The sequence below is a fragment of the Streptomyces tailanensis genome, from assembly GCF_008386495.1.
Taxonomy (GTDB): Bacteria; Actinomycetota; Actinomycetes; order Streptomycetales; family Streptomycetaceae; genus Streptomyces; species Streptomyces tailanensis.
Genome location: NZ_VTHJ01000034.1, coordinates 92,476 through 103,763, shown reverse-complemented (window position 1 = coordinate 103,763; position 11,288 = coordinate 92,476). Strand labels below are relative to the sequence as shown.

The 11,288-nt window shown below is 70.6% G+C and carries 11 protein-coding genes; 8 read left to right on the top strand and 3 right to left on the bottom strand.

Annotated features, from left to right (window positions below; translation table 11 throughout):
* The coding region (locus tag F3T56_RS26060; RefSeq protein ID WP_425473621.1) for an IucA/IucC family protein at window positions 1–611 on the bottom strand (611 nt) is incomplete at its 3' end.
* A gap of 130 nt (window positions 612–741) precedes the next feature.
* On the opposite strand from F3T56_RS26060, the gene F3T56_RS26055 reads away from it, so the two are divergent.
* The 5 genes from F3T56_RS26055 (at window position 742) to F3T56_RS26035 (ending at window position 6,751) form a co-directional block, all read left to right on the top strand.
* Window positions 742–2,232: an IucA/IucC family protein gene (locus F3T56_RS26055; protein WP_149827797.1), complete on the top strand. Its 1,491-nt coding sequence runs from the start codon at window positions 742–744 to the stop codon at window positions 2,230–2,232.
* Between the two features lie 62 nt (window positions 2,233–2,294).
* Entirely contained in the window at window positions 2,295–3,572 is a 1,278-nt protein-coding gene (locus F3T56_RS26050) for a VWA domain-containing protein (protein ID WP_149827796.1), read from the top strand.
* Complete coding sequence (locus tag F3T56_RS26045; protein WP_149827795.1) at window positions 3,572–4,384, top strand: hypothetical protein; 813 nt, start codon at window positions 3,572–3,574, stop codon at window positions 4,382–4,384. The genes F3T56_RS26050 and F3T56_RS26045 overlap by 1 nt, the downstream gene beginning before the upstream one ends.
* 183 nt (window positions 4,385–4,567) lie before the next feature.
* A complete protein-coding gene (locus F3T56_RS26040; RefSeq protein ID WP_149827794.1) occupies window positions 4,568–4,894 on the top strand; it encodes a hypothetical protein in 327 nt (108 codons plus the stop codon).
* 177 nt (window positions 4,895–5,071) lie between these two features.
* On the top strand, window positions 5,072–6,751 hold the full coding sequence (locus tag F3T56_RS26035) for an IS4 family transposase (RefSeq protein ID WP_172639140.1): 1,680 nt from the start codon (window positions 5,072–5,074) through the stop codon (window positions 6,749–6,751).
* A gap of 85 nt (window positions 6,752–6,836) precedes the next feature.
* Here the strand turns inward: F3T56_RS26035 and ilvA are convergent, their stop codons facing one another.
* Window positions 6,837–8,081 (bottom strand): threonine ammonia-lyase, encoded by a 1,245-nt coding sequence (gene ilvA, locus F3T56_RS26030; RefSeq protein WP_149827792.1) that lies wholly within the window; start codon window positions 8,079–8,081, stop codon window positions 6,837–6,839.
* Window positions 8,082–8,244: 163 nt separating this feature from the next.
* Between ilvA and F3T56_RS26025 the strand changes: the two genes are divergently transcribed.
* The 3 genes from F3T56_RS26025 to F3T56_RS26015 all read left to right on the top strand — a co-directional run bounded on the left by F3T56_RS26025 (window position 8,245) and on the right by F3T56_RS26015 (window position 9,643).
* Complete coding sequence (locus F3T56_RS26025; RefSeq protein ID WP_172639147.1) at window positions 8,245–8,739, top strand: MarR family winged helix-turn-helix transcriptional regulator; 495 nt, start codon at window positions 8,245–8,247, stop codon at window positions 8,737–8,739.
* A gap of 170 nt (window positions 8,740–8,909) precedes the next feature.
* The gene (locus F3T56_RS26020; RefSeq protein WP_172639139.1) at window positions 8,910–9,398 is read left to right on the top strand and encodes a sigma factor-like helix-turn-helix DNA-binding protein; all 489 of its coding nucleotides are present in this window, start codon (window positions 8,910–8,912) and stop codon (window positions 9,396–9,398) included.
* Complete coding sequence (locus tag F3T56_RS26015) at window positions 9,395–9,643, top strand: hypothetical protein (RefSeq protein ID WP_149827791.1); 249 nt, start codon at window positions 9,395–9,397, stop codon at window positions 9,641–9,643. The genes F3T56_RS26020 and F3T56_RS26015 overlap by 4 nt, the downstream gene beginning before the upstream one ends.
* Window positions 9,644–9,822: 179 nt before the next feature.
* On the opposite strand, the gene F3T56_RS26010 is transcribed toward F3T56_RS26015, so the two are convergent.
* A complete protein-coding gene (locus F3T56_RS26010) occupies window positions 9,823–10,977 on the bottom strand; it encodes a cystathionine gamma-synthase (protein WP_149827790.1) in 1,155 nt (384 codons plus the stop codon).
* Window positions 10,978–11,288 lie beyond the last annotated feature (311 nt).

Here is an 11,288-nt window from a genome sequence, read left to right as displayed (position 1 = left end):
TCGAGGACGGCGGTGTCACCCTCCTCGACCACCGTGTCCTCGCGGACCCCGAGCAGGATCAGGGGGAAGGCGGCGTACGCCTCGGGCGCGTACGGCAGCCAGGCGGCGGGCGGGCCGCCGCGGGCCTTGGGGGCGGGGTGGTACGGGTGCCCGGTGATCAGGGACTGCTCGGAGAGACGGTACGGGTCCTCGGGCGCCGTCGCGCGGGCGCGGGCGGTGAGGATGGCGGCCACGGCCTCACGGCTGTCGAGCATCTCGGCGGGCAGTTCGGGGTTGGACAGGCCGGTGAGGAGGCGGAGTTCCTCGGCGGTGAGTTTGACGAGTTCGGTGTGGGTGAGGGGATGCCAGGTGCCGTCCGTGAGCACCTCGGGGCAGGTGGGGCGGCGAGTACCGCGTACGCGCAGGAGACGACCGCTGGCCCTGAGCCGGTGCACTCCAGTGGCGCCGGTCGCGCCCGGCACCACATGCTCCGCGTCGCCCCCGCCCGCCTCGACGGGCTCGCCCAGCTCCCGCAGGAGACAGTTGAGCAGCGGTGCGGCGGCGTGGGCGTCGGCGGCGGTGCCGATGGCGTCGCGGGGCGGATTGGCGTCCACGGGGTCCATTCGTTCCATACGGTGTATTCGTGATCAGTATGTCTGCCGTCATGCGTCGCGACGAAGCGGTACGGGCAGTGGTCATACGCCGTCGCGTCACTGTCCCCGTACCAGCCCGAGTCCGTACCCGCACCCGAGGAGTCCGCCCGTGGACCGTCGTCCGTTGTCCGATGCCGAGGCGGTGCTCGGCGCCGAGCTGGCCGCCGCCCGCCCCGATCTGACCCTGCCGTACGAGGCCGCGCTCCCCGGCGCCCGGGCGGCCGTGCTGTCCCGGCTGTGGCGGGCGCTCGCCTACGAACCGCTGCCCTGGGTCACGCGCCGCGAGCCGGGCCGCGACGGACTCACGCTGCACCTGGCCGACGGGCGCCGGCTGCACGGTCCGCACGCGGATGCGTACTCCATGGCCGAGTACGTCACCGAAGTGCGGCTCGACAACAGGCCGTACGACCGTCCGGCACACCTCATGACGGCCCTGGCCGTCCCGCACGGTTCCGCTTTCGCGGCCGAGCTCGACCACAGCGTCGCCTCGTTGGCGCTCTCCCGAGCGAACCAGCCGGAGGACGCCCCGGCGCCCGTGACGAGCTGGGAGTGGGAGCAGCGGGTGGTCGACGGCCATCCCCTCCACCCCAACTGCCGCTCTCGGCCCCAGTTTTCTGTGGCCGAGCAGCTCGCCTACGGCCCGGAGCACCGGCCGGTCGTGCATCTGGGGCTGGCCGAGGCGGATGACTGCCTGGTCGTGGGCGCATGGCCGGAGCGGTTCCGCGACGGGGACCGGGTACTGATCCCGGTCCATCCCTGGCAGGCCGAGCACGTCCTCAAGTTCCCCTTGCGAGAAGGCGTTTCGGCACATCCTCTGATGTCCCTGCGCACCTTCGCCCTACCCGACGGTCCGCACATCAAGACCGCCTTCAGCGCCCGACTCACCTCCTTCGTCCGGGACATCTCGGTCTACTCGGTCAAGACATCCCAGACGGTCTCCGCGTTCGCCGAGGACATCGCCACCCACACGGACGGCCTGCTGCACATCACCCGCACCCTGGGTGCCGTCACCGCCCACTCCCCTGATCTGGCAGCCGTGCTGCGCGAGTCGCCCCAGACGTACGCGGCGACCGGTGAGCATGTCGTCCCGGTTCGGGCCCTGACGACGACCGGCCTGTCCCAAAAACCCTCCTGGCTCGCCGACTTCACCCGGCTCGCCCTCACGGCCTGTCTCCGTCTGCTCGACCTGGGCGTGGCCCTGGAGGCACACAGCCAGAACCTCCTGGTGATCCTGTCCCCCACGGGAGCCCCGCTCCGCCTCGTCTACCGCGACCTGGCCGACATCCGGGTCAGTCCGGCCCGCCTCGCCCGCCACGGCATCCCCGCCCCGGCCCTCTCCGGCCGCATCGTCACGGACGACGAGACCGCGCTGCGCCGCAAGCTGTTCGCAGGACTGATCGCGGGCGCCCTGGGGGTGACGGCCGGCTCGACGCCGGCCCTGCGTGAGGCCCTCTCCACCGTCGTACGCGATCTGCCCCGCACCCCCGATCTCGCGGCACTGCTGGACGGGCCGGTGCCCACGAAGGCGTACACGCTGATGCGGCTGTCGCCGGAGCGGGAGGGGGACATCTGGGCGGAGGTGCCGAACCCGCTGCGGTGAACGGTTCGTCAACAGCTGGACACGTTTTGAACGGTGACCCCATGGATCAATAGGATCCGCCGATGATCACAAGACAACGGCTGGCGGCAGGGGTATTCGCCCTGCTCGCCGCCCTGACGGTCGGGATCGCCGTCCCGTCCACGGCCGTCGCCGACGAGACCACGGCCACCGCGCCCAAGGTCAACCTCCTGCTGGACGTGAGCGGTTCGATGCGGGCCAAGGACATCGACGGGCAGTCCCGGATGGCCGCGGCGAAGCAGGCGTTCAACGAGGTACTGGACGCCACGCCCGAGGAGGTCCTGCTCGGCATCCGCACCCTGGGCGCGAACTACCCGGGCGACGACCGCAAGACGGGCTGCAAGGACACCGCGCAGCTCTACCCGGTGGGACCACTGGACCGTACCGAGGCGAAGGCGGCGGTGGCCACGCTCGCACCGACCGGCTGGACCCCGATCGGTCCCGCGCTGCTGAAGGCGGCCGACGACCTGGAGGGCGGCGAGGGCACCAAGCGCATCGTGCTGATCAGTGACGGCGAGGACACCTGCGCTCCGCTGGACCCGTGCGAGGTGGCCCGCGAGATCGCGGCGAAGGGCATCGGCCTGACCATCGACACGCTCGGCCTGGTGCCCAACGCCAAGATGCGCGTCCAGTTGAGCTGCATCGCCGAGGCGACCGGCGGCTCGTACACCTCGATCGAGCACCGCGACGAACTCACCGACCGAGTCAACCAGTTGGTCGACCGCGCCGCCGACCCGGTCGTCGTGCCGAAGGCCGTCGAGGGCGCCGAGACGTGCGCGAAGGCGCCCACGCTCACGTCGGGTCTGTACACCGACCGCGAGGAGTTCGGGCAGCAGCGCTGGTACCGCGTGGACGTGAAGCCGGGCCAGGAACTGCGCGCCTCGGTGAGCGTGGCGGCCGACCGCGAGGTCAATCCCGACTACGGGGTGCTGCTGCGGGCGGTGACCGTCAAGAACCGCGAGATCGTACGCGGCGAGGCGGCGGGCACCGGCCGTACCGATGTCATCTCGACGGGCCTGCGCTACCCGAAGCCGGAGGCCGAGAACGCAGAGGACCCAGCAGAGGAGGACGTCGCCGAGAGCGTGTGCCTCCAGGTGACCAACTCCTACTCGCCCGCGAGCGGTGTGAAGACCACGCCCGGTCTGCCGCTCGAAATCACCGTCGACGTCGTGGGCGGTCCCGACCAGGCGAGCGACGTGGCCTCCTTCGGCCTCGGCCGCGGCTGGTGGCTGCTCGGCGTGCTGGTGCTCGTCGGTTTCCTGGCGGGTGTGCTGTGGGGCTGGCTGTCGCGCTGGCGTGTCGCGGTCTGGAGGACCAACTGATGCGGATCACACGTGTGTTGAGCGCGGCCCTGCTGACGCTGGGCCTGGCGGTGTCCCCGGCGGTGGCCGACTCGACCCCTTCGGCGAGCCCCTCGGCCGACGGTGACGCTCCCACCGAGGCGGGCACCTCCTTCCGTACGGCGGCGGAGTTCGAGCAGGGCCGGACCGCCACGGCGAGCGCCTCGACCGGCGACTACCTGTACTGGTCGTTCCCGGCGGACGCCGGAGGCCGGCCCACCGTGCGGGCGACGGTCAAGCTGCCCGAGGCGGCCCAGTCCTCCTCCACCTGGCAGCTCGACGTGTACGACGGACTGCGGCGCCGCCAGGCCTGCCAGTACGGCGCGCAGACCCGCACCGCCGGAGCGGAGGCCACCTCCGTGGAGCTGTCCTGCACCCTGCGTACGGTGCGCGCCTGGTCGGAGCAGTGGTCCGACGACCCGCTGCCGGGCACGTACTACATCCGCCTGACCACGATCCGGCTGGCCACGGCCGATCTCGGGTTGCCGGTCGGTGTCGAGGTCGGGGCCGATTCCAAGGACATCGGCGGTTCGGCGGCGGTGGACGGTTCGCTGGCGCAGCCGCTGGTGCCGGGCATCGCGGTGACCTCGCAACAGGACGAGGACGAGGAATCCTCGACGAAGGCCGTCCTCTCCTCCCTCGAACCGGAAGACGGCTGGGCGTCGGGCTGGTGGAGCGACCGCTGGGTCTGGACGGCGATCGGCGCGGTGCTCGCCGCGCTGGCCGGCATCGGCGGGTACTCGCTGACGCGGGGCGCGGGCCGACCGACTCGGGTCCCGCCACCGGGAGCCTGACACCACATCAAAGGCCCGCCGAACCATGCCGGTTCGGCGGGCCTTTCGCTGCGCCGGGTACGGTCCCGCAGGGTCGGCCGAGCGCCGGAGAGCCCGGCGATCACTCCTCCGGCGTGTAGATGTCGAGGTCGCCGACGAGGCTTCCGCCGTCCGCGTCGAGGATTCCGCACAGGCGGTTGACCGGTGTGTACGAGGGCCTGGCGTCGGTTCGACGAGGCCGAGAAGAAGGCCACCGAGGACCGTATGAACCGGCTGATCATGCCCGAGGTCGAGCGGCGGGTGAACACCGACCCGCGCTACGCCGATCTGCGCCGCGTCTACACGGCCCGGGTGGCGGCGGAGTTCATCCGTCAGCAGGACGCCGCGTCCCCCACCGACTTCCACAAGGTCATCAACAGCAACGACGTCTCCTCGTGGCCGCTGCGCGGTGAGAACAAGGACTGGACGCGGGAGAGCGTCTACCAGGCGTATGTCAACTACCCGTCGCTAAAGCCAATGCCGCGTAGTTAAGCCGCAGGGTGGGTCGGTCAAGTTGGGCTGGGCTTGGGTCGGTACGAAGACNCAATGCCGCGTAGTTAAGCCGCAGGGTGGGTCGGTCAAGTTGGGCTGGGCTTGGGTCGGTACGAAGACGGGACCTCTGGTAGAGCAGGGAAACCGACCAAGATCTTCCTGCCACGAGAGGTCCCGTTGCCCGGCCAGTCTGCCATCTCCACGCTCACCCGCACCATCACGGTCGCCGAAGGCGTCTTCGCTCCCGGACACCTGGGTGAGCTCACCCAGTACGTTCCTTTCGAACTCGTTGACGACGTCCTGGCCCAGACCCGTACCACCCACAAGCGGCTGCGGTGCCTTCCCTCACGTGTCGGGATGTACTTCCTCCTGGCACTGGCCCTGTTCCCGTCCCTTGGATACGCACGGGTATGGGACAAGCTGGTCGCCGGATTGCACGGGCTGCAACTGCACCGTCCCTCGGAGAAGGCGCTGCGGGACCTGCGCCGACGCCTGGGCCCCGCGCCGCTGAAGACGCTGTTCGAAGTACTGGCCGGGCCGCTGGCCCAGCCGTCGACGCCCGGTGTGTGTTACCGGCGCTGGCGGACCGTGGCCTTCGACGGCTGCGGCTCGCTCAAGGCCCCCGACCAGCCGCGCATCCGCGCTCTCCTGGGCAAGATCCGACATCACTGGGGCCTGGCCGGCTATCCCGCCTTGCGGCTGATGGCCCTGTGCGAGACGGGAACCCGTGGACTGATCGGCGCGGTCTTCGGACCCACCAGCACCGGCGAGACAGCCTACGCATCACGACTGCTGCCACTGCTGTCCACGAAGATGCTGCTGCTGGCCGACCGCGGCTTCGACGCAGACGGCTTCCTCAACTCGGCAGCCGACACCGGCGCTCAGCTGCTCGTCCGGCTCAACCCCAGGCGACGCCCCGCAGTGCTGGCCACCCTGCCCGACGGATCCTTCCTCACCCTCCTCGGCGGCCTCAAACTCCGCATCATCGAAGCCCATATCACCGTGACCACCAGCGACGGTCGACAGGTCGGCGACCACTACCGGCTGGCCACCACCCTGCTCGACCATCGTGCCGATCCGGCCGATGCCCTCGTGCGCCTCTACCACGAACGCTGGGAAGTGGAATCAGCGTTCTACTCCCTGCGTCATACCCTGCTCACCGGCCGGGTGCTGCGCTCCTGCGATCCGTCCGGACTCGAACAGGAAATCTGGGCGCTCCTCACGCTCTACCAGGCATTGCGCAGCGCCATGGTGGACGCCGTCGAATCCGTGACGGGCGTCGATCCCGACCGGGCGAGCTTCACCGCCGCCCTCCAGGCCGCCCGCGACCAGGTCATCACAGCCGGCGGTGTCCTGCCCCCGGCTGAGCCCGCCACCAAGCACAGCGCCATCACCGAGGCCGTCCTGGCCGCTCCACTGCCCGCACGCCGCCTGCGCATCAGCGCCCGCACCGTGAAGTGCCCCATGTCGCGCTATCCCGCCAAACCAACCGAGACATGGCCGCTGACCAGCCGGAACATCACCCGACTGGCCATCGATATCCACCCCCGACCCGCCACGGGTACACCTCGACCGGCTGAGCAGAGGGCTCCACGGGAACAGACAACCGCTCCCACCAGGAGCGACTGCAAAAACCGCACCCTCCAGCTCCTGCGCACCGACCCCCACCGGCCCTGGCGAGCCCGGGAAATCGCCCAAGCACTCGAGTACACCCACTTCCGCAGTCTGTGCGCTCAACTGAGTCACTGGGCCAAGGACGGGCTCCTGCACAAAGTAGGCCGCGGCACCTACACGCTCGCCTCAGCATGGATCCACAGCGATCAGAGCCAGCCCTTGACCAGCCCACCTGCGGCTTAACTACGCGGCATTGNAGCATGGATCCACAGCGATCAGAGCCAGCCCTTGACCAGCCCACCTGCGGCTTAACTACGCGGCATTGGCTCTAGCTACGGGTAGTTGACTCGATGACCGTGTAGCCCGCCTCGCGGAGTGCGAGACCGACCTCGGCGCAGTGCGCCGGCCCCCTCGTCTCCAGGTGCAGCTCGACCTCCACCTCCGTGAGCCCGAGCCGGGGATCGGTCCGGACATGGCTCACGTCGAGGACATTGGCGTCGACCACTGACAACACCCCCAGCAGCGTCGCGAGGGCGCCGGGGCGGTCGGTGAGGCGGAGGCGAACCTGCAGGTAGCGGCCGCCGGCGGCCATGCCGTGGCGCAGGACGCGCTGCAACAGCAGCGGGTCGACGTTGCCACCGGAGAGCACCGCGACGACCGGGCCCTCGAAGGAGCGCGGCTCACGCAGCAGGGCCGCGACGGGGCTGGCGCCGGCCGGCTCCACGACCAGCTTGGCCCGCTCCAGACAGAGCAGCAGGGCGCTGGAGAGGTTGTACTCCGAAACCGTGCGGACCTCGTCGACCAGTTCGGCGATGATCTCGAACGGCACGTCCCCGGGGCGGCCGACCCTGATGCCGTCGGCCATCGTCGCCGGGTTCGCGACGGCCACGGGCATCCCGGCCGCGAGCGAGGGCGGGTAGGCGGCCGCGCCCTCCGCCTGGACGCCGATGATCCGGACGTCCGGGCGCAGCGACTTCACCGCGACCGCGATGCCCGCGGCGAGTCCGCCGCCGCCGATGCCGACGACGATCGTGCGCACCTCGGGGCACTGCTCCAGGATCTCCAGGCCCACCGTGCCCTGGCCGGCGATGATGTCGTGGTGGTCGAAGGGGTGGATGAACACCGCGCCCGTCTCGGCCGCGTACTCCTGGGCCGCGGCCAGCGTCTCGTCGACCACCGTGCCGTGCAGGCGCACTTCGGCGCCGTACTCCTCGGTGGCACTGATCTTCGGCAAGGGGGCGCCCTTCGGCATGAAGACCGTGGAGCGTACGCCGAGCAGCGAGGAGGCGAGGGCGACGCCCTGGGCGTGGTTGCCGGCGCTCGCGGCGACGACCCCCGCGGCGCGCTGCTCGGGCAGCAGGCCCGCGATACGCACGTATGCGCCGCGCAGCTTGAAGGAGCCCGTCCGCTGGAGGTTCTCGCACTTGAAGTGCACCGGCGCCCCGACGAGCTGCGTCAGGTGCCTGCTGCCCTCCATCGCGGTGACACGTGAGATGCCCGTGAGCATCTTCTGGGCGCCTCGCACATCGTCGAGCGTCACCCGCGGCAAGGAGTCAGCCGTGCTGTAGCTCATGACACCAGTCTCGCAGTTCACAGCGGGGTGGCGCGGTTGTGACCAACCCCCGGGACGGGTTTCAGCGGCGTCGGTACAGCCTGCGGTCGGTCCGCGTACTCTGTCCCCCAACCCAGCGCCCCACGCATGAATTGAGCCTTTGGCCATGCCCACAACACCTGAAATGTCGATGGACATGACGACCGTCGGTGACACCGGTCTTCTCGACACGCTGCAGCACGAGGTCGCGGTGTTCGCGCGCCGTGCCGAACAGACCCGGCTCGGCGGCGTCGGGCAGGTGCGCAACTCCATGGACCGCGCCGCGTACCTGCTGCTCAACCGCCTCGACAAAGAAGGGCCGATGGGCGTCAAGGCGCTCGCGGCGAGCATGGGCATCGACTCGTCGACGGTCACCCGTCAGGTGGCGCCGCTCGTGGACACCGGTCTCGTCAAGCGCACCTCGCACCCGGAGGACGGCCGCGCGGTGGTGCTCCAGCTCTCTCCGCGCGGGCTCTCCCGGCTTGAGGAGGTACGTTCCTCCAGGCGCCAGTTGATGGCCGAGCTGACCCAGGACTGGACCCCCGAGGAGCGCGAGGCGTTCTGCTCCCTCCTGACCCGCTTCAACACCGCGCTCTCGGCGCGCATGGCGGCCGCCCCGGAGGCACCGACTCCGTCCTGAGCCCCCGCCCCCCGCCCCGCGGTCGCGCACGGGCACGCGCGTGCCGCCCCGTACGGGCACACGCGTATGCGCGTACGCGCGTGCTGCCCGGCTCTTGACCCAGCACCCGCTCCTGGCCTCATATGAGACTGGGTGTTTCCTTCAGGATTCCGTCTCGGGCGGGAGGCGCGGTGCGAGAACGACGCGTGGCCCAAGGCGCCCGCAGAGCACGGGACTTCGAGGCGTTCGTCGCGGGTGCGGCGGGGCGGCTGCTGCAGACCGCCACCCTGCTCACGGCGGAGCCACCGAACGACAACCCGCGCGCGCGGCGGCTGTTGACCCACGCCCTCGCCCACACCTACGCCACCTGGGACCGATTGCGCGGCGAGGACCCGTACGACCGCACCCGGCGGCGACTGGCCGTCCGATTCGCCCGTGGGGCATGGCACCGGCACGGTCTGTTCCGCCCTCCCCCGGGCGGCGTCCTGGGCATGCTCAGCCCTCAGGAGCGACTGGTCCTCGTCCTCCGGCTGTACGAGGGGGTCGCCGAGGAGCAGACGGCGGCACTGCTCGGGCTGCCCGCCGAACGCGTACGGGCGATCTGTCTGCGGGCGATGGCGACGGTCCTGCATCCCCCGCGTAAGGCCGTCCCCAAGGTGGTGGAGGTGGCGCCGTCATGAATCAGCGGGGTCGGGAGGCCGCCGTACGGCAGATCCTGGAGCGCCGGCCGGTCCAGGTGCCGCCCGAGTTGTGCGCGGACGCGATGCGGCGCGGTGGTCGTATGCTGCGGCGCCGGACGGCGGCCCGGCAGCTGATGTGGCTGGTGCTGCTGGCCGCGGTGATCGCGTTCGTCGTGTGGGCGACGATGGCCCGGCCGTGGGTGGAGCCGCCGTCGGAGACGACTCCACCGCTGACTGGGTGGTGAGCGGTGCGCCCTTCGGGGAAGGGCGTCCCCTTCGGAAGCGACGTCCTCGTCGGCGTCGGGAAGCGACTTCCCCTTCGGGTAGCGCCGTCTTCTTCGGGAAACGCCATCCCCTTCGGGGAGCGACGTCCTCGTCGGGGAGTGGCATCACTTTCGGAGAGCGACGCCCCTTTCGGGGAGGCCTAGCCCAGGGCCTGCTGGAGGTCCTCCAAGAGGTCGTCGACGTTCTCGATGCCGACGGAGAGGCGTACGAGGTCGGCGGGGACCTCCAGGGCGGAGCCGGCCGCGGAGGCGTGGGTCATGCGGCCCGGGTGCTCGATCAGGGACTCGACGCCGCCCAGGGACTCACCGAGGGTGAACACCTTGGCACGGTCGCAGACCGCGACGGCTGCCTCCTCGCCGCCCGTGACCTGGAACGACACCATGCCGCCGAACGCCTTCATCTGCTTGGCGGCGACCTCGTGGCCGGGGTGCTCGGGCAGGCCCGGGTACAGCACGCGCGACACGCGCGGGTGCCGGGTCAGCATCTCGGCGATCTTGGTGGCGTTCTCGCTGTGGCGGTCCATGCGGACGGCGAGCGTCTTGGTGCCGCGCAGCACCAGCCAGGAGTCGAAGGGGCCGGCGACGGCGCCCATCGCGTTCTGGTGGTACGCCAGTTCCTCGCCGAGTTCCTGGTCGCCGACGATCAGGGCGCCGCCGACGACGTCGGAGTGACCGCCCATGTACTTGGTGAGCGAGTGCACGACGGCGTCCGCGCCGAGCGCGAGCGGCTGCTGGAGGTAGGGCGTGGCGAAGGTGTTGTCGACGACCAGCTTCGCGCCGGCCTCGCGGGCGATCTGGGCGACGGCGGGGATGTCGGTGATGCCGAGCAGCGGGTTGGAGGGGGTCTCCACCCAGACGACCTTGGTCTTCGGGGTGAGGGCGGCCCGTACGGCGATGGGGTCGCTGGTGTCGGCCACCGACCAGTCCACGCCCCAGCGGGAGACGACCTTCGCGAAGAGGCGGAACGTGCCGCCGTAGGCGTCGTTGGGGATGACCACGTGGTCGCCGGGGCTGAGGAGCGTACGCAACAGGCAGTCCTCGGCCGCCAGTCCGGACGCGAACGCGAGGCCGCGGCGGCCGCCCTCCAGGGCGGCGAGGTTCTCCTCCAGCGCGGTGCGGGTGGGGTTGGCGCTGCGGCTGTACTCGTAGCCGCCGCGCAGGCCTCCTACGCCGTCCTGCTTGTAGGTCGAGACCTGATAGATCGGCGGGACGACCGCGCCGGTGAGGGGATCCGCGGTGTTGCCGGCGTGGATCGCGAGGGTCTCGAAGTGCTGGCTGATGTGGGTGTCGCTCATGGGTACCGAGCGTAAGCGCTCCGCTCGGCTGCGGGGTGACTTGTGGCTCGGGGGGTGGAGGGTGGTCCGGCGGTGGTGGGGCGCGTGATAGCTCGGGGAGCACTGTGGTTTGGCGCGTGCGGCTGGGGCGCCTGATAGCTCGGGGGGCGACTGTGATTCGGCGAGTGCGGGTTGTTTGTGGCTGGTCGCGCAGTTCCCCGCGCCCCTGTTGTGGTTGCGGCTGCTTCAAAGGGCTGCGGGTCCGTCGTGGCTGGTCGCGGCCGCGCGGCGGAGCCGCACATGTCACAGACCCGCGCCCCTGTTGGGGTTGC